A 22,091-nucleotide genomic window follows, 5' to 3' on the forward strand; every position below is an offset into this window, starting at 1 on the left:
TTGTCTGACGGAGCGGGCGGCGCGAAGCGGTACGCGGCGAGCCTCCCTGCTCGCACGCGGCGCTACCGGCATGTCCGCTCCGGAAAGTTTCGTCATCGGCAGAACACGACACGCTGCGTGTAGATCTGCGGTTCGACGACGGGCCGCGCGGCCTGGTTGAGTTCCTCGCGATACGTGCGGTAGGTCTTGCCGTTCACCGTCACTTGCGTCGCGGGCGCCGTCTCGATCGTGTTCAATCCTTTGCGCCGCCAGTCGCTGACCCGCGCCGACGCGGACAGGTTCGACTCGCCGGCGATCTTCTGCGTGATCGCACTGCTGTCGCTCCACGGCTGTGTCTGCATGTCCTGCGCGTGCTGCATCGCGCCGACCGTCTTGCCGGTCGCGGTCGGCCCGTTCTGCGCTTCGAACGGCGCGCCGCGGCCGTACACCGGCGATTGCCACGACGGGGCGTGTCCCTCCTCCGGCATCATGTAGACCATCTGCGGATCGCCGACCATCATCATCGGCACGCATGCCGTGTTGTCCGCGCGGCCGAGCGTCGTCAGCGCCTGCTGGACGCTCGCGGCGTTCGCGAGGGTCTGCTCGCTCAGGATGACAAAGACCGCGGGGTTCTGGAAAACCGACTGTGCGGCGGCTTGTGTGTCGACCAGCAGCAGCGCGACCCAAAAGATCCTCATGATTGAGGCCTCCTCGTACCCTCGTCAGGCAAAAAGAGGTGTTGACCTCGGGGAGGGATCAACACCCGTCCAACTTGCACCGTGCGTCGCACAGCGGATCCCGGCGTTCCCGTGCGGCCCGGCTTGCCGGTCGCGCGGAAGCGTCGCCCGCGTGCTTACGACGATGTGCTCGTCGAGATGACGGTCGGAGCCGGCATCGCCGGCGCGGCCGGGGCGACCTGCTGGTCGGCCGCGGCCGGGGCTGGATCCGGCGCGGCCGGCATGTCGGCGGACGGCGCGGGCGCGGCGGCGGATTCGACCAAGCCGGTCGCCTTTGCGTCGACGGCTGGCGTGTCGGCAGCGGCTGCCGCCGTGGCGCGCGACGCGGCCTCCGGTGCGGGCGCTTCGGCTGCCGCCTGCGTTGCCGGCTCGGCAGCCTTCGCATCGACCGCGGGCTCGGGCGCTGCAGCGTAGGCCGGGGCCGGTGCGGCTTGCGCGGTGTCCGGCACCTTCGCGTCGACGGCAAGCGCTGCCGGGGCTTGCGCTGCGGTGTCGGTTGCAATCGGTGCCGGTTCCGGTGCCTTGTCGGCGACCGTCGACGCGGGTTCCGGCGCCATGTCAGCGGCCGCCAGCGCGGGTACCGGCGCCTTGTCCGCAACCGCTGGCGCAGATTCCGGCGCCTTGTCCGCGAAGCCCCCCGCGGCAACGATGGCGGCACCCGGCACCGCGCTCATCGCAGCCGGTGCAACGGCAGGCGCAGCACTCACCGCCGGTGCTGCCGCGGCAACCGGTGCGGTGACGACGGCAGGCACGACGGCAGCCGCTGATGCCTTCACGGCGGCCGCCTGCGTCCCGGCAGGCACCGCGCTGACGGCCGGCGCGACCATCGACGGCGCGGGCACCGGAACCGGAATCGGCGCCGCCTGGACCGCGGTCGTCGCCACCGGGCGCGTCAGCACGGGCGCGGCGGCATCGAGCGGCGGCAGGCCCATGCGGTTTCGCACGAGCGGATCGCGATACTTCACGTCGTCGGCAACGGTCGCTTCGGCGGACGGCGCCACATTCGAGCGCGCGAGCGGCGTGGTCGTCCCCGGGCACAGATGCCCGGTCGCTTCCACCGCGCGCCGGTTCGCATCGCTCTGGCAGAGCAGCGCGAGCGCGACGTCGGTCAACCCCATCGCGCGGAATTCCCGCGCATCGAGACGACGCACGCACGCCTGGTCGACCAGGGTCGTGCCGCCCGTCGCGCCGAAGCCCGGGAACGACACGCCGACGCTCACCGAGCCCATGCAGGTATCGGACAGCGTGGTCGTGAGGCCGGGCGCCTGGATCGACGGGTTCGTCTTGATCGTCTGGGTGCCCGAATAGTTGACGTTTTCCGACGCCTGGGTGTTGTAGGGGTTGGTGCCGGGTGAGCCGGCCGACTGGAGCGAACTCACGCTCTGCGGCGTCACGTTCGAGCCGCCGCTCGTGCTGGATGGCATCGTAACGTTCACGTTCACGCTCGAATTGCCGCTGCCGCGCACGCCGCTCGTGCTGGCACTGCTGGCGTTGCCGCCGCGCGAACTGGTGACGTTCGTGTTCATGCTCGAGCCGCCGCCCTGGCTGATCGCCGTCGACGACGTCGAGGACTGCGAACTTGAAGTCGAGTCGGCAGTCTGCGCCTGGGCACCGATCGCGGCCATCGCGAACATTGCGGCACATGCCGCCCTGATCTTGTTGCTGTTCATTTCACTCTCCGGACGAGGTTTGACCTCCGACCCAGGCAACCGCACTAATTCCCCCGAATGCCTTCAGCTTTGCCCGCTTCCCCGAACTGCTTCCAGCCGCTACCCAGCTGGGACCACGAACCGCCCGACATTCCCGGCCACGCCAGGGAATCCGGTGCGCCGATGGCACTGCCCGACGAAAGCGTGTGTTGTTCTGACGGATTGGTTGCAGGGTTCGACGTCTGCAAATTTGATTGCACGTCCTCGGCAGCGCGGTCAGCGCAATATGCCGTCAGAGACGCGAGCATCAGAGCGGCGGCAATCAGGTTCTGCTTCATGCCAACTCCTTACTTGAACAACAGTGCGGAAAAGAGACCAGCGTCGCTGGGAAACTGGTCCCCCGCACCCGACTAGTGACTGCTCCCGGTCGCGCTCGAACTCCCCTGGCTTCCGCCCGATGCAGACGGCGAACCGGCCGGACCGGTACTCCACACGGTCGACGCGTTGTAGTGATTCGAACCCGCGATCGCGCCCGACCCACCGCTGCCCGTCAACCCGGCAGCACCCGCGTTGGCGATACCCTGGTCGTTCCCGCCGCTGGCCGTGTAGTGGTTCGCGCCGAGGACGATCGTGGCGGTCACCCCTCCCGACAGCGCATTCGCGTTCTCGTTCGTGCTGCTGTTTCCACCGTACGAACCTGCGGCACCGATACCGCCGCCTGCCGCGAACGCGCCCCCGTTCGAGCCCCAGCCGCTGGCCGTCGAAGTCGAGTTGTGGAAGGCCGATGCCGTGCCGGTGGAACCAGCGGGTGTCACGGTACTTCCTGCGCTTGCGCCCGCGACCGAATTCGAATTGCTCGTATAGCTGCCTGAGCCGACCAGCACCGAACCGGACACACCCGCTGCAACGGATTGCGTCTGGTTGGTCGTGGACGGACCGGCGGCCAATACGGCCGACGAAAGGACGGTGAGCGCTGTCGCTAAAATGACTTTGGCTTTCATAGCAATTCCTTGCCGTGAGAAAGTTTGGTGGCGAGGTCGCCGGGCTCGCCCTCGCGAAACGAAACCCGGCGTCCGTGCCACCAGCCAATGACGAACGCTGCGCGCCGCGGCTCAGTGGTGATACGTCCAGCCGATCGAGCCGGCATTCGCACCGCTGTTGCCGCCCGCTTGCGCGCCGCCGAAGCCGAAGCCGCCCACCGTCGACGTTTGGACGTGGCTCGTGTACGAGATCGAACCGCTGCTGCCGCCGCCAGCCGTGGCACCTGCTGCGCCGAGTGCGGCACCCGAATCGGTCGCGGTGAAATGGCCGAATCCGGCAACCCCGGCAATCGTCGAGCCGCCGCTCGACGAATTGCTGGTCGATACCGTGCCGCTGCCGGCGAATGCTGCACCCGAAACCGCCAGAACTGCGACTGCAATCAGAAGCTTCTTCATGGTCGACTCCATAACGGCGTGGACGGAACAAGCGAGGAAAGCTGCACGCCTTCAACTTTCCAGCCCTGAGCAATCCCCATAACATAAGGATCACTATCTAATTACAAAGAATTTATTCATCTCGAATCCGATGGCCGCGCAATTTTTCGGCGATCCGAATCCTGGTTTCGTATTTTTTTAGTTTTCCGAAATTTTTATATTTATTCTCGATATGAGTTATCGATCATTTATCAATCGGAAAACGAATCGACGCACGCACCCGGAAACAGGCATTCGCCATTCGGGATCAGTCGTTTTCGAAATTTGCTTACACGGCATACCGGCACATGGCATCCGCTTCAGCGATCGAAAATGCGTGAGTACAGTTATCTACCGTGAATGCAGTGCCATCGAAAACATGCGCGTTATCGCGGCGATAACGGGCCTGCATTACAGTCAGGCGGCATCGCTTCTCCCTGGGCTACCGATCAAAGATCTTCCGGGCAATCCGGCCGACGGGTATGCGAGCTAGTCCAGCCACCGCCGGCATCGGCCCGGCGCAGCGGATACGGGTCGGCACGAGCGGAAACGATTCGGCGTCGAGCTGTCCGGCACGGACAGCATGGCCCATCCGGACGAGCTGAATGAAGGGGAGCACGGCTGTCGGCCGGTTGTCGTGAGAAACGACAGGCGGTCCAGCACGCGCAACGCGCGGATACCGGGAAACCGGCAACGAACCCGCGAAGCTGGCACTGCATCGCGAGTCCTGTTCCGAGCTGTCCGACTACCCCACGGGTGCGCAAGGAATGCGCGCATCAAGTTGTTGCTTCTGGTCTTCATCGCTATTTCCCCGACTGCTTATTGACGAACGGGCCGCCCCCCCATCTTTGTTGCATCAGGTCGACCGCTCGCCGGTGCGTCCAATATCGCAAACGGCATGCCATGCGTGATTCCACCGATGGTTGCGCGTCGCGTATCGTTCGCGGCGCCCGCAATATCGCCGGGAATCGAATTTTTTGTTTCAGGAATGTATCGCGATAGCGCTCGGCAGCACGCGCCGATCATCGAATGGCGCGAAGCAATGCCGGAAAAGGCGGACGAACGCGGCCCGCGGAGCCTCGCGCAAGGGGGTGTCGAACGGATGTTTCATACTTGAGAACTGCACCGTCGCATATCCCGGCCGATGTACATTTCGGCCCCGGCAAACCGCCTGCCGCAGCCCGTTCGGCAGCCTTCCCGTACGCGAAAAAATCGTGAATCGAAACGCGCGACAACCGGTTCTGCGGGACCCGCGCGGCCGACATCGCTATCGTTCCGGACGTGCGCACCCGCCGCCGCGAAACGCAATTGATTCATCCGTGAAAATACCGACGATATCGAGCATCGGCCGGCGATGCGAACGCGCGGCAAAAACCGGTAAATACGACGCAAGCCGACATGGCTTTCACGCCGCATATCGGAAAAAACGACGGCAGGTGCGCCATGCGGCCTTGAACACACTTTATCGATTTTTACTGTTTTCCTTCGATTCACCGACATCCAGTACCGGCAACCATCGTGCTCCAACGGATGGGATGAGAACACGCGCTGCGCGCGAGAAACATTTTCGAATCGAGTTCGACTGCTAATCTCATCGCGCGAAACATGGTCGTGAAACGCGCGATCCATGCAGAATGTGCGGGGCGGAGCGGCGTCATTGCGCGTTTCGGCCCGTCGGTTCGCATCCTGCCGGCATTTTCCGTATCGGTTCGCCCGTTCCCGGGATGCATGCTTGAAACAGAAGTTCGTGCGCGGCGCGGCGGCACGCTCCGCTGTCCCGTTGCGCCTGCGTGCGGCGGCCATGGCACATCGATTGCGTGTCATCCCGTTCCGGCGAGCCGCGCATCGCGCGACGAAGCCAGGCCGGATGCGGTCGACACGACCGGCACTGCCGTCAGGTGCCGAGCAATTCCTTCTTGCGCAGATGCACGACATCGCGCATCGGCGGCGCGCCGAACAGCCGGCTGTATTCGCGGCTGAACTGCGACGCGCTTTCATAGCCGACGGTCGCCGCCACCGACCCGACGTCGCCGCCCTGCCGCAACAGCAAACGCCGCGCCTCGTGCAGCCGCAGCTGCTTCTGGTACTGCAGCGGACTCAGCGTGGTCACGTGCTTGAAGTGATGGTGCAGCGACGACACGCTCATGTTGACCGCCTGTGCGAGCGTGTCGACGCGCATCGGCTCCGCGTAGTGATCGCGGATCCATTCGATCGCACGCGCGATCCGGTGCGTCTGGCTGCTCGCGACGGCCATGTGCCGCAGCCGCGTGCCCTGCCCGCTCGTCATCAGCCGGTACAGCAGTTCCTTTTCGATCAGCGGCGCGATCACCGGAATGTCGGCCGGCGTATCGAGCAGCCGCAACAGCCGCAGCGCGGCATCGAGCAGCGGCGGCGTCAACTCGGCGAGCGCGATGCCCTCGCCTTCCGGGCCCGCATCGGGCTCGGGCAGCCGCATCTCGGCCGCGAGTTCGACGATGCGCTGCAGATCGAGCGTGAGCGACAGGCACAGGTAAGGCGCGTCGGGCGACGCCTGCGTGACGCGCGAGAGGATCGGCAAGTCGATCGACGTAATCAGGCAATTGCGCGTGTCGTATTCGTAGGCCTGGCCGGCCACGATCACGCGCTTCGCGCCCTGCGCGGCGATCACGAGCGCGGCACGCGACACGCCGCAGCCGAGATCGACCGGATGCGCATGCCGATGCAGCATCAGCGCCGGCACGGCCGTGGAGTGGGAGCCGTCCGTCGGCGCGAAACGGCCGATCAGCGACGCCAGTTCGCGCCGCCCGGATTCGCGCGACGCCGCGATATCGGTCATGTCCATGACGGATTCCTCGCCTCATTTCCCTGAATCGCGGGAGCATAGCGAATCGCTCGCCGCCGCGCCGGGGATTTGCAGGATTGTTCAATAAATTTGCAGGATTGGGTAGACGTAAAAATCGGCCGTTCGCGCACACTGCCACCTGATCCGGCGCATGCCGGGTTTTCCCCACGGAGACAAAAAATGCCCACCACGTTTGTCCTGAACGGCAAGAGTGTCACGCTCGACGCCGATCCGTCGATGCCCGTCCTCTGGGCAATCCGCGAGCACGCGGGGCTGACCGGCACGAAGTTCGGCTGCGGCATGGCGCAGTGCGGCGCGTGCACCGTCCATCTCGAAGGCCAGGCCGTGCGCTCGTGCGTGCTGCCGCTCGCCGGCATCGCGGGCAAGCACATCACGACGATCGAAGGCCTCGAGAGCAAACCCGCGCAGGCCGTGCAGGCCGCCTGGGTGAAGCTGCAGGTGCCGCAGTGCGGCTATTGCCAGTCCGGCCAGATCATGTCGGCAACCGCCCTGCTCGAACAGAACCCGAAGCCGACCGACGCGGACATCGACGCCGCGATGAACGGCAACATCTGCCGCTGTGCGACCTACGCCCGGATCCGGGCCGCGATCCACGACGCGGCCGCGACGCTGGGAGCCTGACCATGACGATCGAACTCGACAACGCCGGCTCGGTGCGACCGTCGCGCCGCACGTTCCTGAAGGCCGCGGGTGCCGCGGCCGCCGTCAGCCTGACGATCGGCTTCGAATGGGCCGGCCTCGGCCGCCGCGCGCTCGCCGCGACGGCGGCCGCCGCCGACTTCGCGCCGAATGCATTCCTGCGCATCACGCCCGACGGCAAGGTCACGGTCATCGCAAAACATGTCGAAATGGGCCAGGGCGCGTACACGGGCATCGCGACGATCGTCGCCGAGGAACTCGACGCGGACTGGTCGAGCGTGCGCGTCGAAAGCGCACCGGCCGATGCGAAGCGCTATGCGAACCTCGCGTTCGGCACGATGCAGGGCACGGGCGGCAGCTCGGCCATGTCGAACTCGTGGCAGCAATTGCGCGAAGCGGGCGGCAAGGCCCGCGCGATGCTCGTGTCGGCCGCGGCGGCGCGCTGGAAGGTGCCGGCCGGCGAACTGACCACCGCCAACGGCGTCGTCACGCATGCGAAGAGCGGCAAGACGGCCGCCTACGGCACGCTCGTCGCCGACGCGTCGAAACTGCCGGTGCCCGACAAGGTCACGCTGAAGCAGCCGGCCGACTTCAAGCTGATCGGCCATCGCATTGCGCGCGTCGACGGGTCGGCCAAGTCGAACGGCACCGCGCATTTCACGCTCGACACGACCTTCCCCGGCATGCGCGTCGCGCTGCTGCAGCGCCCGCCGCGCTTCGGCGCGACGGTCAAGTCGTTCGACGCGACGGCCGCGAAGGCCGTGCCGGGCGTGGTGTCGGTCGTGCAGGTGCCGGGCGGCGTCGCGGTCGTCGCGAACGGTTTCTGGGCCGCGAAGCAGGGCCGCGACGCGCTGAAGGTCGACTGGGACGAAACCAACGCCGAAAAGCGCAGCTCGGACCAGCTCATGCGCGAGTACCGGCAGCTCGCCGCGCAGCCCGGCGCGTCGGCCCGCAAGGACGGCGATGCCGACGCGGCGATCGCGGGCGCCGCGCGCAAGGTCAGCGCGACCTACGAATTTCCGTATCTCGCGCACGCGCCGATGGAGCCGCTCGACGCGGTCGTCAAGCTGAGCGCCAACAGCTGCGAGATCTGGGCCGGCGACCAGTTCCAGACGGTCGACCAGGGCAACGCCGCCAGGGTCGCGGGCCTGAAGCCCGAGCAGGTGCAGATCCACACGCTGTACGCGGGCGGCAGCTTCGGCCGGCGCGCGAACGCGTGGTCGGACTACGTGGTCGAGGCCGTGTCGATCGCGAAGGCGCTCGGCGCGGACGGCAAGCCGGTCAAGCTGCAGTGGACGCGCGAGGACGACATCCAGGGCGGCTTCTATCGCCCGATGTACTTCCACAAGCTCGACGCGGGGCTGACCGCGGACGGCCGGCTGGTCGGCTGGCGCCACCGGATCGTCGGCCAGTCGATCCTCGCCGGCACGCCGTTCGAGGCGTTCATGGTCAAGGACGGAATCGACGCGACGTCGGTCGAGGGTGCGGCGAACCTGCCGTACGCAGTGCCGAACGTGTCGGTCGAACTGACCACCACCAAGGTCGGCCTGCCCGTGCTGTGGTGGCGCGTGGTCGGCAGCTCGCACACGGCCTACGCGGTCGAGGCGTTCATCGACGAAGCCGCGCACGCGGCGGGCAAGGATCCGTACCTGTTCCGCCGCGACCTGCTCGCGAAGGAGCCGCGGATGCGCGCGGTGCTCGAGCTGGCCGCGCAGAAGGCCGGCTGGGATCCGGCGAAACCGCTGCCGAAGGGCCGCGGGCGCGGGATCGCGGTGGCCGAGGCGTTCAAGAGCTACGTCGCGCAGGTCGCGGAAGTGTCGGTCGACGCCGACGGCAAGGTGAAGGTCGAGCGCGTGGTGTGCGCGGTTGACTGCGGAATCGCGATCAATCCCGACATCGTCGCCGCGCAGATGGAAGGCGGCATCGGCTTCGGGCTCGGCGCGGCGCTGCACAGCGCAATCACGCTGAAGGACGGCCATGTCGAGCAGCGCAACTTCGACGGCTATCACGTGCTGCGGATGGCCGAGATGCCGAAGGTCGAGGTGCATATCGTGCCGTCGGGCGAGGCGCCGACGGGCGTCGGTGAGCCGGGTGTCGCTCCGGTCGGGCCGGCGGTCGCCAACGCGATCTTCGCGGCGACCGGCAAGCGGCATTACGTGCTGCCGTTCGATTCGGGCGATACGGCGAAGGCTTGACGAGCGGAACGAAGAGACGCCGGGCCGGCCGCGTGACGGGAACGTTGCGCGGCCGGTTTTTTATTGCCGAGCCTGCGGCTTCCAATGTAGGGTTCCAAGTCGGCAAAAATCTTCTGCAAACCATTAATTCACTTATAAAAACGGCTAACCCGGATAGGGTTCGATGTAGGGTTCGTCATCCGCCCGAAACCCCGTTCGCGCTGGGCGAACCGCGCGTTCCGCACGTTACGCCGCCCGTAACGTCCGTAACGCCCGTAACGTTCCCGCCGGATGCTACGTAACAATCCTTCAATGTTGCTCCGACCCTTCCGAAGCACACCACACGCCCCACGTTAAAAATTCTTTTAGATTCAAGGCTGGCGCACCGCCCACCCCGCCCCGACCACCCGTCGATTCCTGTCAGCCCGTCCCTGGCCCGGAAGTTGCGGTACATGACCCGCAAACACTCCTTTACGGACATGCGAGGGCCAACATGGATTGCAAATACCTGTACATCGACAACATAAAAATCAACTTCGTGCGCCGCACGATCGAAATCGACAACAAAGTCGTCGACGTCACGCCGCGTGAATTCGATGTCGTCGAATTCCTGCTCGACAACATGAACAAGATCGTGCCGCGGCAAGCGATCCAGGAAGCGGTCTGGGGCCGCGAGCTCGGCGTGTCGTCGCGCACGCTCGACACCCATATCTCGCGCATCCGTTCGAAGCTGCAGCTCGATCACGACAAGAACCTGCGGATCATCCCGATCTATGCGGTCGGCTATCGGCTGGTGCTGTTCGGCGCGGCCATGACGCACGTCGAACGCCACGATGTGGCGCCGATCCTGCGCGCCGCACCCCAGCAGGCGCTGGCCGCCGACTACGCGTAACGCGTAGCGGCTCACCCGCGCGCCGCCGCAGCGCGGCGCGCCGACAAGGCTCCTCCACGGCGCTGCACGCGCGACCCGGAGCGTCTCGTGGCCGGGCACGCCTTCCCCGCCGCGACACGACCGCCGCCATCGGGCGGCGGCCGCGTTTGCGGCAGTCGCATGCAAGCGCGCGTGCCGTCGATTAGCGGCTGCGCTATCGCACGCCACGCCGCCGCGACACCGCGCCGACCCACCACCGCCCCGCCACGCCCCCCGACAAAAGGCTTCGTAGCTCGCCGCCACCCGCGCGGCCCCGCGCTGGACACGACTACGGATTCCGGCGCGGCACGCGGCCGGCGGCGTCCCTACAATCGACGCAGCAGCCGCGCGCCCCCTGCGCCGCCGGCCACAACAACCCGTCGAACCAACGCCGAATCCGCCCTGATCCCGCCGTGCCTGCGCTGTCCCTGACGAATGCCGACGCCGGCGACGCCGCGAATCGGGCTCCGCCCGCCGCCGCCACCCCGGCCGCCATCCCGCCCCCGCCGGCCGCGGTCGCGCTCGACGCGTCGCCCTGGCTGCCGCGCCTGTCCGCCGCCGCCGCGCGCGGGCTGTCGCATGCGTACGGCGCGACGGCCGCGGTCCCGGTCACGCTCGGCGAACACGCGTACGAGGTGCGCTGGCGCGCCGATGCCGAACCGGCCGCCGACGCGCATGCCTACCGCTTCGTCATCGGCCCGGCCGCCGGCACGCTGTGGATCGATCCGGTCGCGGAAAGCGCATGGCTCGGCGACGCGGCCGACCCGGCCGTGCCGGCCGTTATCCGCGCGGCGCTGCTCGCCGACCTTGCCGCGCCGCTCTCGGCCGTGTTGCAGGCCGCGACGCGGCAGCGCGTGGAATTGCTGCCGCCGCCGGCGAGCGTGCCCGCGTGGCGCACCGCGCCGGCCGCGCTGCGCTTCGAGCTGCGTCGCGCCGACGGCGCCTGGCGCTGCCACGGCGCGCTGCTGTTCGATGCGCCGGACGCGCTCGCGGTGTTCTTCGCGACACCGACGCCGGCGGCCGCGCGGCCCGACACCCGCGCCGCGTATGCGGGCCTGCCGGTGCCGCTGGTATTCGAGATCGGCCGGACCGAGCTGACGATGGCCGAACTGGCCGACGTCGTCGGTGGCGACATCATCGCGATCGAACGCTGGCGCGCGCACGAGCAGAACCTGCTGTGCGTCGCGCGGGGTGCCGGCCGCGCCGGCGTGGGAGATCACCGGACGGCCGTCGGGCAACCGGCTGACCGTCGAACGAATCAGGGAGATGCCATTGGAACCGACCCGCACCGAAACCCCGCCCACGAGCGCGCACGATGCGCCGCCCGACGATGCGCCGCGCTCGCTCGACGGCCTCGCGGTCGACCTGCGTTTCGAATTGCCGCCCACGTCGATCCCGCTCGGCGAACTCGGCGCACTGCAGCCGGGCGCGGTGATCGAGCTGCAGCAAGGCATCAACCAGAGCGTGATCCATCTCGTCGCGAACGGGATGCTGATCGGCACCGGCCACCTGATCGCGGTCGGCCAGAAGCTCGGCGTGCGCGTCGTCACGCTGACGCAGCCCGCGCCGCGCGAGCGCTGAACGATGGGCAGCCTGCCGAATCCGGTCGCGCTGATCGCGGTGATCGCCGCGCTCGGCATCGCGCCGTTCGCCGCGCTGATGGTGACGAGCTATACGAAGCTCGTGGTCGTGCTTGGCCTGCTGCGCTCCGCGCTCGGAATCCAGCAGGTGCCGCCGAACCTCGTGCTGAACGGCATCGCGCTGATCCTGTCGCTGTTCATCATGGCGCCGGTCGGGATGTCGATCCGCGACGCGCTGCAGGCACGCCACTTCGACGCGTCGGGGCAGCTGTCGACCGCCGATATCGGCGCGCTCGCCGATGCCGCGCTGCCGCCGGTCAAGGATTTCCTGGTGTCGCACACGCGGCAGCGCGATCGCGAATTCTTCGTGCGCACGGCAACCTCGGTCTGGCCGAAGAACCGCGCGGACGGCATCAAGGACGACGACCTGCTCGTGCTGGTGCCGAGCTTCACGCTCGCCGAGCTGACCAAGGCATTCCAGATCGGCTTCGTGATCTACATCGTGTTCATCGTCGTCGACCTGCTGGTCGCAAACATCCTGCTCGCGCTCGGGATGCAGATGATCTCGCCGACGACGATCTCGGTGCCGTTCAAGCTGCTGCTGTTCGTCGCGCTCGACGGCTGGTCGCTGCTCGTGCACGGGCTCGTGCTGTCGTACCGCGTATCGGGGGCGGGATGAACGCGCGCGCGTTGCGCAGCGTCGTGCCGAACCTGCGCGCAGTGATCGCGCCGGCCGTGCTGATCGCGCTGGCGTTGACGCTCGCCGGCGCGGGCCTGCAGCCGCGCAGCGCGCACGCGGCCGGCAGCGCCGCCGGCTTCGCGCAGCTCGCGCGCGCGTGCGCGCCGAACGTCGATCCCGACACGCTCGCCGCGCTGGTGCGCACCGAATCCGGTTTCAACCCGTATGCGATCGGCGTGGTCGGCGGCCACCTGACGCGCCAGCCCGCGTCGCTCGACGAAGCGCGCGCGACCACGAGCGAGCTGGCCGCGCGCGGCTTCAGCTACAGTGTCGGCCTAGCTCAGGTGAACGAACGAAACTTCGCGAAATACGGCCTCGACGACACGACGATGTTCGAACCGTGCCGCAACCTGCGGGCGGGCGGCGCGATCCTGACCGAATGCTTCGCGCGCTCGTCGAATACCGGCCGTCCCGCGCAGGCCGCGTTGCGCGCGGCGCTGTCGTGCTACTACAGCGGCAACTTCACGACCGGGTTCTCGAGCGGCTACGTGAGCCGCGTCGTCGCGAGCGCGCGGCGCAATGCGCGCGAAGGCGGCGTCGAGCCGATTCCGGTGGTGAGCGATACGCCGCCGCCCGCGCGACAACGGCGCATGGACGCGGCCGCGACCACGCCGCCCGAACGCGCGCGCAGGCTCGCGTCGCCCGCGGCCTCCGCCGACGCGCCGTCGTGCCATGCGCGCCCGGTCGTGATGATGTGCCGCGGCTTGCCGGCGAGCCAGGCGAAGCGGCTGTGCGTGCGCTGTCTCGATCAGTGAGCGTCGACGCGACGCCGGCATGACGTGCATCGGATGACGCGGCGTGCCGCGTCGCCCTGCTTCATGCGGCGCGCTGTGCCTCCAGCCGTGCCCGGAACTTCCGAACCGCGCCGCGTCATCCCGCTTCATGCAGCGCGCTGTGCCTCCAAGCGTGCGCGAAACTTCGGCACCGCCCCGCTTCACGCAGCGCGCTGCGCCTCCAGCCACGCCTGGAACATCAGCACCGTCCACAGCTGATGCTGCCAGTTCATCCGGCCCGACTGGTGCTGGCGCCACAGCCGGTCGACCGCCGCCGCGTCGAAGAAGCCCTCGTCACGCAGCCGCGACGGCTGCAGCAACGCGTCGGCCCAGTCGCGCAGCGCGCCGCGCAGCCAGTGATCGACGGGCGCGCAGAAGCCCTGCTTCGGCCGGTCGATCAGCGCCGACGGCACGTACCGGTCCAGCAGCCGGCGCAGCAGCGCCTTCGACTGCCCTTCCGGCAAACGCACCGACGCGGGCACGCGCCATGCGAATTCGACGACGTGATGATCGAGGAACGGCATGCGCGTCTCGAGGCTCACCGCCATCGCCGCGCGGTCGACCTTCGCGAGGATGTCGGTCGGCAGGTACGTGAGCGTGTCGATCGCCATCGCCTGCTCGGCGAAGCTCAGGTTCGCGGGCCATGCGGACACCGTATCGAGCGGGGTCGGCGGTTCCTTTCCGGCCAGCGCGATGCGCTCCGGATGATGCACCGACGACATCAGCAGCCGGTACAGCGCGATGCGGCTCTCGGCCGTCATCACGTGGCCGAGCTTGTGCAGCCGGTCGCCGATGCGGGTCGCCGAGTCGCGTGCTTCCACGCCGCTCCATGCGCCCTGCGCGACCGCCGCGAGCTGGTCCGCATGATCGGGACGCAGCGCATGCAGCGCGGCGGCGATCCGCGCGCGCACCGCCGCCGGCACGCGATGCAGCTTGCGCCACAGGCGCGGCGTCAGGAAGTAGCGCGTATAGCCGCCGAACAGCTCGTCGCCGCCGTCGCCGGACAGGCTCACCTTCACGTGCCGGCGCGTCAGCTCCGACACGAGGAAGGTCGGAATCTGCGACGCATCGGAGAACGGCTCGTCATAGATCGTCGGCAGTTTCGGCACGACGCCGAGCGCATGGTCGGCCGTCACGTAGAGCTCGGTATGCCGCGTGCCGAGGTGGCGCGCGACCGCCTTCGCATAGCCGGCCTCGTCGTAGCCGGCCTCGTGAAAGCCGATCGTGAACGTGTCGACCGGCTTCGCCGACTGCGCCTGCATCAGCGCGACGATCGCCGACGAATCGATGCCGCCCGACAGGAACGCGCCGAGCGGTACGTCGGCTTCCATCTGCCGCGCGACGGCCTGGCGCAGGATCGTGTCGAGCTGATCGACGGCCTCGTCGGCGCTGCCCTCGAATGGCCGCTCGCGGCCGGCTTCGATCGCCTGCTCGAGCGTCCAGTACGCGCGCAGGCGCGGCGTGTCGCGCGCATGCTCGAACTGGATGAAGGTGCCCGGCGGCAGCTTGCTGATGCCGCGATAGATCGTATGCGGCGCGGGCACGCTCGACTGGCGCAGGTACAGGCACAGCGCGTCGCGATCGATCGTGCCGTCGAAGCCCGGGTAGCCGCGCAGCGCCTTCAGCTCCGACGCGAACACCAGTGCGTCGCCGATCCGACCGTAGTAGAGCGGCTTCTCGCCGATCCGGTCGCGCGCGAGCGTCAGCACCCGCGACGCACGATTCCACAGCGCGAACGCGAACATGCCGGTCGTGCGCCGCAGCGCCGCCTCGACGCCCCACGCGGCGATCGCCGCGATCAGCACCTCGCTGTCGGAGTGGCCGCGCCACGCCGGTGCGCGACCCGCGCGCCCGAGCTCCGCGCGCAACTCGCGATGGTTATAGATTTCGCCGTTGAAGACCATGACGTAGCGGCCGCACGCGGATGCCATCGGCTGCCGGCCGTGGACCGACAGATCGACGATCGCAAGCCGCCGGTGGCCGAGCGCGATACCGGCTTCCGGGTCGACCCAGAGGCCCTGCCCGTCGGGGCCGCGATGCGCGAGGCTCGCCGTCATTCGCGCGAGCGTGCCGCGCGCTGTCTCCTCATCGAAGGCGACGCTATTCAGAAAGCCGTCGATTCCGCACATTGATTTGTCTGCCTCTGTTGACCTGTTCCGTCAGCGGCGGCGCAACCTCGCAGCCCGCCGTCCGGCTGACGGTCGAGCCATATTACGAAGAAATAAATCAGCAATAATTCATGGGTGAATCTCGGACGACCCCGGAAAAAAACCGGCGTCAAGCACTGCGTGCGACCGGCCCGGTGAAGCGGAAACAGGGCCCCATCACGACGCATCGCTGAACCGCGCGCCTTTCGATGTTCCGGCCCCGACAGTTCGAGCACGTCAGGCCGCGCCGGTCGCCCACTTCAGCAACTGCGCGACTTCGCGGAAATGCCGTTGCTGGATCGTGCCCTTTTCTGGCGTGCTCTCGTACAGCGCCTGCGCGAGGCCGGCGTTCGCAAGCGTCGGACGCAGCGCGTCGCGCGCGAGCCGTACGATCCGTTCGGCCGCCTCGCCCTCGCCGCGCGCGAGCACCCATGGCAGTGTGCCGACGCCGCCGTAATAGAGCGCGACCGCGACGCTCGACGAATAGACGACCACCGACGCGAAGCCGATCCGGTCGGGCAGCGACGAGAACTGCGCTTCGCGCGCGAGCTGCCGGCGCTTCGCCTCGATGTGCGGGTCGCCTTCGTCTTCCTTGTGCTCGCGCCGCACTTCCTCGATCGACATCTTCATCTTCTGATTGAACTCGCGCCGCTGATGCACGATGTCGATCAGCGCCATCACGATATAGATCAGCGCGGCCCAGCCGAACAGCAGCATCAGCAGCTTCACGATCAGCGCGAGAATCGACATCGGCCGCGTGAAGCCGGACTGCACCGCCGGGTCGAGCGACTCGACGATCAGCCAGCCGAGCGTCGCGACCAGCAGCACGGTCTTCAGCAGCATCTTCGCGAGGTTCACGAGGTTGCGCATCGACACCATGTTCTTCAGCCCCTCGGCGGGATTGAGCCGCGACAGCTGCGGCACGAGCCGGCTCCACGCCATCACGCCGCCCACCTGCACGAAGCCGGCCAGCAGGCCGGCCAGCAGCCCGGCCGCGACGATCTGCGCGGACAGCAGCGCCCAGTCGCGCGCGGCGCCGTCGATCAGCACCGCGAGCCGCGCGAAAGGATCGCTGGCGCCCGCCGCATCGAACACGAGCCGGAACAGCGCCTGCAGCCGCGCGAACAACGTGCCGAGCCCGACCGCGAGCGCGACGCACACGCCGACGAAGAACGCGGACGAGATCGTCTCCGCGCTCTTCGGCACATCGCCTTTCTGGCGCGCCTCGCGCAGGCGCTTCGCGGTCGGCTGCTGGTTCTTTTCGGCCATCGTCGCTCCGGTCCGGCGGGGCCGTCACGCGCCGCCGTGCGCGGCGAACAGCGCGCGCAGCAGCGCCATCAGCCCGCTGTCGGGGCTCAGCAGCGCGCGCAGCGACGCGTATACCACCGGCAGGAACAGCACCATCATCAGCACCGCGAGCGCGCTCTTCAGCGGCTGCGCGAACACGAAGACGTTCAGCTGCGGCACCGCGCGCCCGACGAGGCCGATGCCGAGCTCGACCAGCACCAGCACGATGATCACCGGCGCGGCGAGCTTCACCATCCATTCGAAGATCGTGTCGGTCTGCCGCACGACGAAGGTCTGCAGCATCGACGAGAAGTCGGGGCCGAGCGAGCCGATCGGCCACCACGCGTACGACTGCGCGAACAGTTGCACGAGCACCTGCAGGCCGCCCGCGGTGACGAACAGCGCGATCGCGACGAAATTCAGGAACCCCGACGTCGGTCCGCCCTCGTGCCCGCCCATCGGATCGAAGAACGCGGCGCTGCCGCTGCCGGTCTGGAAATCGATCAGGTAGCCGACGCCCTGGATCGCGAACAGCACCGCGCTGAACGCACCCGCGAGCAGCATGCCGATCACCGCCTCCTTCGCGACGAGCAGGCACCACATCAGGAACGGCAGCGCGGCGACCTGTGCCGGGTCGATCACCGGCGCGACGAACGCGGCGATCACGACCGCGATGCCGTTGCGCACGAGGCCCGTGACGATCTGCTCGTTGAACACCGGCACGACGAACATGATCGGCAGCAGGCGCGGCATCACGTAGAGCAGCGGACGCAGCGTGCCGGCGATGTCGTTGAAGTTCGCGGCGTGGTCTAGCATCGGCGCTCCGCGGCGGCGGGCGGCGCCGGATCGTCGATGGTGGCGGCCGGGACAGTTGCGCCGCCCGGATCGGCGTTGCCGGCCGCTGCGCGCGTGTTTGCCGTGTTTGCCGTGTTTGCCGTGTCCGTCGCGTCCATCGCGTCTACCCCCGCCGGTCGCGACACCATTTCCGCATCGAACGCGGCGGCCATGTCAGGCTGCCCCGATGCATGCCCCTGCGCGTCGCCCGCCCACACGCCGGCCGTCGCGAAGCGCCGCACCGCATGCGCATCCGCGACTTCATCGGCGTCGCGCTCGACCCGCGCCGCGCGCGCCTGCAGGGCCTTCTCGCCGGCCTTGTCCAGCTTGTCCTCAGCGGCCTTCGCCTTGCGCGCGGCGCGCTGCAGGTCGGCGAGCGTGGCCTCGTGACCGCGGTGCAGGTGCGCGGCCTCGCTGACCGACGCGTGCGCGACACCGATATGGCGGTCGAACGTGCGCGTATCGGCCGCCGCGTTCTGCAACGCGCGCGCCTCGCGCACGTCATCGGCGAGGCGCGTCTGGATCGCGGCCTTCGCCGCGACCTGCTGCGCAAGCTGCGCGTGCGCGGCGTCGAGCGCGCGCCGGCTCTGCGCAGCGATGCCCTGCTGGCGCGCGGCCGCCACGCGCGCGATCTGGCTGCGCATCTCGCGCACGCGCTTCAGGCGGGCGAGCGTCGCGAGCACGAGACGGTCGTCGGCTTCAGACATGGTCGTTCGCGAGTTTCGTCAGCTTCGCGAGCAGCGCGTCGAAACGCACGTCCTCGTGCGACGCCTGCGCGCAGAACGCACCGATCGCATCGCGCGCACGCAGCGCGAGATCGCCGAGCCGGTCGCTGCCTTCGCGGTACTCGCCGATCTGCACGAGCAGCTCGATTTCCTGGTACTTCGCGATCAGCTCGCGCACGCGCGCGGCCGCTTGCTGATGCGCGCGGCTCGCGACGAGCGGCATCACGCGCGACAGGCTCGCGAGCACGTCGATCGCCGGATAGCGGTTCGCGAGCGCGATCTTGCGCGACAGCACGATGTGACCGTCGAGGATCGAGCGCACTTCCTCGGCGATCGGATCGGATTCCTCATCGCCTTCAACGAGCACCGTATACAGCGCGGTGATCGAGCCGGTCGCGCCCTGCCCCGCGCGTTCGAGCAGGCGCGGCAGCACGGCGAACGTCGACGGCGGGAAGCTGCGCCGCGTCGGCGGCTCGCCGCTCGCGAGGCCGACCTCGCGCTGCGCGCGAGCGAAACGCGTCAGCGAATCGACCAGCAGCAGCACGCGCTTGCCCGCATCGCGGAAGTGCTCGGCGATCGCGGTCGCGACCAGCGCGGATTTCACGCGCTCCATCGCCGGACGATCGGACGTCGACACGACGACGATCGAGCGCGCGCGCACCTCGGGCGACAGGCTGTGCTCGATGAACTCGCGCACTTCGCGGCCGCGTTCGCCGACCAGCGCGATCACGTTCACGTCGGCCTGCGCGCCGCGCGCGATCATCCCGAGCAGCGTGCTCTTGCCGACGCCGGACGGCGCGAAGATGCCGACGCGCTGGCCGATGCCGAGCGTCATCAGGCCGTCGATCACGCGCACGCCGGTCGGAAACGGCGTGTCGATCAGCTTGCGCGCGAGCGGGTTCGGCGGGTCCTGCTGCGTCGACACCCACGCGGCGCCCGTCACCGGCCCGCGATCGTCGAGCGGCCGGCCGAGCCCGTCGAGCACGCGGCCGAACAGCGCTTCGCCGACCGGAAACACATGCTCGCGCCCGGACGGCACGACGCTCGTCTCCGGCGACAGCCCGGCCACGTCGCCGAGCGGCGTAAGCAGCGTGGTCTGCCGCGAGAAGCCGACCACTTCGGCGAGCAGCGTCGGCTGGTTCGGCGTGCGCAGCTCGCAGATCTCGCCGAGCCGCGCGCGAATGCCCGTCGCATTGAGGATCTGCCCGACCGCGTGATTGACGCGGCCCTGCACCGACACCGGCGAGAAGAACGCGAGCCCCGCGTCGAGATCGCCGACGAGGCGGCCGCGATCGAACGACGCGGCATCGTCGTCGCTCTCGAGGCCGTTCGGTTGCGGATCGTCGAGCGGCGCGTTCATCGCGGCGAGCCCTTCAGCGCGTCGCGGCGGATCGCCTGGCGCAGCGCGTCGATCTGCAGGTCGAGGCTCGCATCGATGCGCCCGGACGGCGTCTCGACCGTGCATGCGTGGCGTTCGAGCTGCGCATCCTCGACGATGCGGATCCGTTGCCGGTTCGACTGGCCGGCGAACGCGCGCTCGAGCGCGTCGCGCATCTCGTCCTCGCGGCCCGGCGCGACCCGCACGATCAGGAACGCCTCGTCGCGCACGAGCGGCGCGATCCGCGCGAGCGCGGCCTCGTACAGCTTCTGCGTGGCCATCTCGCCGACGATCGCGCGCACGGCCTTCACGACGATGTCGGCCATCGAATCCTTCATCGACTCCATCGTGCGCGCGGCGGCCAGCGCCTGCGTATAGGCCTGCGCCGCATGCTCGCGCTGCGCGCGGCGCATCCCTTCGTCGTAGCCGGCCGCCTGGCGCCGGTCGAATTCGCGCTGCGCATCGGCGACGATGCGCGCGGCCTCGTCGCGCGCGGTCGCGATCACCGCGGACGCGTCGAGCAGCGCCGCGTATTCGCGCTCCTTGAGCACCTTGCGCTCCGACAGCAGCTGCAGGTTGTCGCTCGTGATCAGAAAAGCCAGTCCCATGACGCAAGCCTCTCGGGAATCAGAAACAGGAACAGCAATTCGCCGAACTGGTCGCGCTGCGCGCGGTTCAGCCAGTACGGCGCTTCGTCGTCGATCGCGCGGTTGAATTTCAGGCGCGCGCGCCGCGCGACCGCATCGCCCGCCACGCCGATGAAATCCGCGAGCAGCCGCCCGCCGCGCGCACGGATCACCACCGGCAGCGCGGCCGGATCGGCGCGCCACGGCTCGAGCGTGTCCGAGAGCGCACCGAATTCCGGCGCGCGCTCGAGCGCGAGCTCCAATGCATCGCCGCCGAGCTTCGCCGCGACTTCCGCGCGAATGCGGCGCACGGCCAGCGCATCGCGCAGCCAGCCGCGATGCAGCAGCAAGCCCGCATACGATGCGAGCTGTTCGAGCGCCGCGCCGGGCAGCAGCGCAAGCCGCGCGCACGGATTCGCGAGGTCGAAGTCGTGATGTTCGGCCACGCCGTTCGCATCGAGCAGATGGCGCGCAAGCAGCTTGCGACCGGCCGGGCCGAACGCGTCGGGCGAGCGGTAACGCGCGGGCCAGTCGGCCGGCACGCGCGTCACGTGCAGATAACGGTCGGGCCGCAGGTTGAATTCGCAGACGAGCGCATGAAACGCCGCGCGCCGCGCAGCGGGCGGCGCCGCGAGAGATTGCAGCCACGGCAGCGACACGGCATCGGGCGCAACGCCCGGCGGCAGCACATGCGGCTCGTTCATGCGCCGTCGCGCGCGCCGTCCGGCGTGCGCAGGCTGCCGCCCGACTGCGCGGACGCGCCGCCTGCACCGTTGCCGCCGCGCGGTGCGCCGCCGACCAGCCCGGCCAGCCGCGCGCCGAACATCCCGCGCCGCGCGGCCGACAGCGCGATCACCGCGCAGGTCAGCAGGATCAGCGCGAACACCAGCCAGCCGAGCGGCGAGCGCAGCCGCAGGATGTCCGACACCGCGCTGCCGATCCCGTCCACGCGCGCCGTGCGCGCGGCGGCCGGCTGCAGGAACAGCGACACGTTGTCGTACTGCAGCCCTTCGATGCTGTGCGCGACGAGATCCTTCACCATCGGCGCCATCGCGCGCAGGTCCACGCCGGGCCGGTAGCGGATGTACACGGCCGCCGACGACGGCTTGATCTTGTCCGCAAGCGGATCGTTCTCCGGAATCACGACCTGCACGCGCGCGACTACCACGCCCTCGATGTCCTGCAGCGTGCGCGACAGGTCCTGCGACACGCCATACAGGTAGCGCACGCGCTCCTCGGCCGGCGTCGACACGAGCCCCTGCTTCTGGAACAGCTCGCCGAGGCTCGCGTAGCTCGGCTTCGGCAGCCCGTTCGCCTGCAGCACGGTGAGCGCCGACTGCATGTCGCCGTCCGCGACGCTCACCTGCCATGCGTTGCGATCCGACGTGTCGCGCGCGTCGTTGTCCTTCGCCGCGCTGATCCCTGCGTCGCCGAGCACGGCAACCATCTGGTTCGCATCGCGCTCCGACAGGCCGGAGTAAAGCTCCTTCTGGCAGCCCGCCAGCAGCGCGAGCAGTCCCGCGAGCAGCGCACGCGCCGCCCGGCTGCGCCACGCATGCAGGCGCGGCGTCGAATCGATCGTCGTCATCGTTTGTCCGCTTCAGGGCGCGCGGCCGGT

At 68.7% G+C, this 22,091-nt stretch carries 20 protein-coding genes and 1 pseudogene; 6 read left to right on the top strand and 15 right to left on the bottom strand.

Annotated elements, in window-relative coordinates; translation table 11 throughout:
- Positions 1-92: 92 nt before the first annotated feature.
- The 7 genes from DIE04_RS02955 to DIE04_RS02990 all read right to left on the bottom strand — a co-directional run bounded on the left by DIE04_RS02955 (position 93) and on the right by DIE04_RS02990 (position 6,640).
- Positions 93-677, bottom strand: coding sequence for a hypothetical protein (locus tag DIE04_RS02955; RefSeq protein ID WP_124522330.1), 585 nt, complete (start codon positions 675-677; stop codon positions 93-95).
- A 155-nt stretch (positions 678-832) separates the two neighbouring features.
- On the bottom strand, positions 833-2,386 hold the full coding sequence (locus tag DIE04_RS02960; protein WP_124522332.1) for a chemotaxis protein CheA: 1,554 nt from the start codon (positions 2,384-2,386) through the stop codon (positions 833-835).
- Between the two features lie 44 nt (positions 2,387-2,430).
- Positions 2,431-2,703 (bottom strand): hypothetical protein, encoded by a 273-nt coding sequence (locus DIE04_RS02965; RefSeq protein ID WP_124522334.1) that lies wholly within the window; start codon positions 2,701-2,703, stop codon positions 2,431-2,433.
- Positions 2,704-2,775: 72 nt separating this feature from the next.
- Positions 2,776-3,366, bottom strand: a complete 591-nt coding sequence (locus DIE04_RS02970) for a hypothetical protein (protein ID WP_124485385.1) — start codon at positions 3,364-3,366, stop codon at positions 2,776-2,778.
- Positions 3,367-3,477: 111 nt separating this feature from the next.
- Positions 3,478-3,801 carry a hypothetical protein gene (locus tag DIE04_RS02975; protein WP_124485384.1) on the bottom strand — a complete coding sequence of 108 codons (324 nt, stop codon included), beginning with the start codon at positions 3,799-3,801 and terminating at the stop codon, positions 3,478-3,480.
- A gap of 1,125 nt (positions 3,802-4,926) precedes the next feature.
- Positions 4,927-5,622, bottom strand: coding sequence for a hypothetical protein (locus tag DIE04_RS02985; RefSeq protein ID WP_124522337.1), 696 nt, complete (start codon positions 5,620-5,622; stop codon positions 4,927-4,929).
- 91 nt (positions 5,623-5,713) lie between these two features.
- Positions 5,714-6,640, bottom strand: coding sequence for an AraC family transcriptional regulator (locus tag DIE04_RS02990; protein ID WP_044846637.1), 927 nt, complete (start codon positions 6,638-6,640; stop codon positions 5,714-5,716).
- Between the two features lie 180 nt (positions 6,641-6,820).
- Between DIE04_RS02990 and DIE04_RS02995 the strand changes: the two genes are divergently transcribed.
- The 6 genes and pseudogenes from DIE04_RS02995 to DIE04_RS03020 all read left to right on the top strand — a co-directional run bounded on the left by DIE04_RS02995 (position 6,821) and on the right by DIE04_RS03020 (position 13,458).
- Positions 6,821-7,282, top strand: a complete 462-nt coding sequence (locus tag DIE04_RS02995) for a (2Fe-2S)-binding protein (RefSeq protein ID WP_044846636.1) — start codon at positions 6,821-6,823, stop codon at positions 7,280-7,282.
- Between the two features lie 2 nt (positions 7,283-7,284).
- Positions 7,285-9,495: a xanthine dehydrogenase family protein molybdopterin-binding subunit gene (locus DIE04_RS03000; RefSeq protein ID WP_124522339.1), complete on the top strand. Its 2,211-nt coding sequence runs from the start codon at positions 7,285-7,287 to the stop codon at positions 9,493-9,495.
- 472 nt (positions 9,496-9,967) lie between these two features.
- Positions 9,968-10,366, top strand: coding sequence for a winged helix-turn-helix domain-containing protein (locus tag DIE04_RS03005; protein WP_044846633.1), 399 nt, complete (start codon positions 9,968-9,970; stop codon positions 10,364-10,366).
- A 431-nt stretch (positions 10,367-10,797) separates the two neighbouring features.
- A pseudogene (gene sctQ / locus DIE04_RS03010) lies at positions 10,798-11,965 on the top strand (type III secretion system cytoplasmic ring protein SctQ).
- A gap of 3 nt (positions 11,966-11,968) precedes the next feature.
- Entirely contained in the window at positions 11,969-12,643 is a 675-nt protein-coding gene (gene sctR / locus DIE04_RS03015) for a type III secretion system export apparatus subunit SctR (protein WP_124485378.1), read from the top strand.
- Complete coding sequence (locus DIE04_RS03020; RefSeq protein WP_124485377.1) at positions 12,640-13,458, top strand: lytic transglycosylase domain-containing protein; 819 nt, start codon at positions 12,640-12,642, stop codon at positions 13,456-13,458. Before sctR ends, DIE04_RS03020 begins: the two co-directional genes overlap by 4 nt.
- Positions 13,459-13,637: 179 nt before the next feature.
- Here the strand turns inward: DIE04_RS03020 and asnB are convergent, their stop codons facing one another.
- The 8 genes from asnB to sctJ form a co-directional block, all read right to left on the bottom strand.
- Positions 13,638-15,605 carry an asparagine synthase (glutamine-hydrolyzing) gene (gene asnB, locus DIE04_RS03025; RefSeq protein ID WP_124522343.1) on the bottom strand — a complete coding sequence of 656 codons (1,968 nt, stop codon included), beginning with the start codon at positions 15,603-15,605 and terminating at the stop codon, positions 13,638-13,640.
- A 255-nt stretch (positions 15,606-15,860) separates the two neighbouring features.
- Positions 15,861-16,892 (bottom strand): EscU/YscU/HrcU family type III secretion system export apparatus switch protein, encoded by a 1,032-nt coding sequence (locus DIE04_RS03030; protein WP_124522345.1) that lies wholly within the window; start codon positions 16,890-16,892, stop codon positions 15,861-15,863.
- 24 nt (positions 16,893-16,916) lie between these two features.
- Entirely contained in the window at positions 16,917-17,726 is an 810-nt protein-coding gene (gene sctT / locus DIE04_RS03035) for a type III secretion system export apparatus subunit SctT (protein ID WP_124522347.1), read from the bottom strand.
- Positions 17,720-18,451: a hypothetical protein gene (locus DIE04_RS03040; protein WP_124522349.1), complete on the bottom strand. Its 732-nt coding sequence runs from the start codon at positions 18,449-18,451 to the stop codon at positions 17,720-17,722. Before DIE04_RS03040 ends, sctT begins: the two co-directional genes overlap by 7 nt.
- A complete protein-coding gene (gene sctN / locus DIE04_RS03045; RefSeq protein ID WP_124522351.1) occupies positions 18,444-19,829 on the bottom strand; it encodes a type III secretion system ATPase SctN in 1,386 nt (461 codons plus the stop codon). The genes DIE04_RS03040 and sctN overlap by 8 nt, the downstream gene beginning before the upstream one ends.
- Complete coding sequence (gene sctL / locus DIE04_RS03050; RefSeq protein ID WP_124522353.1) at positions 19,826-20,455, bottom strand: type III secretion system stator protein SctL; 630 nt, start codon at positions 20,453-20,455, stop codon at positions 19,826-19,828. Before sctL ends, sctN begins: the two co-directional genes overlap by 4 nt.
- Complete coding sequence (locus DIE04_RS03055; RefSeq protein WP_124485370.1) at positions 20,437-21,177, bottom strand: SctK family type III secretion system sorting platform protein; 741 nt, start codon at positions 21,175-21,177, stop codon at positions 20,437-20,439. Before DIE04_RS03055 ends, sctL begins: the two co-directional genes overlap by 19 nt.
- Complete coding sequence (gene sctJ / locus DIE04_RS03060; RefSeq protein WP_044847610.1) at positions 21,174-22,061, bottom strand: type III secretion system inner membrane ring lipoprotein SctJ; 888 nt, start codon at positions 22,059-22,061, stop codon at positions 21,174-21,176. The genes DIE04_RS03055 and sctJ overlap by 4 nt, the downstream gene beginning before the upstream one ends.
- Between the last annotated feature and the right edge of the window lie 30 nt (positions 22,062-22,091).

Origin of the sequence: Burkholderia sp. Bp8994 (assembly GCF_003853805.1) — a bacterium.
Taxonomy (GTDB): domain Bacteria; phylum Pseudomonadota; class Gammaproteobacteria; order Burkholderiales; family Burkholderiaceae; genus Burkholderia.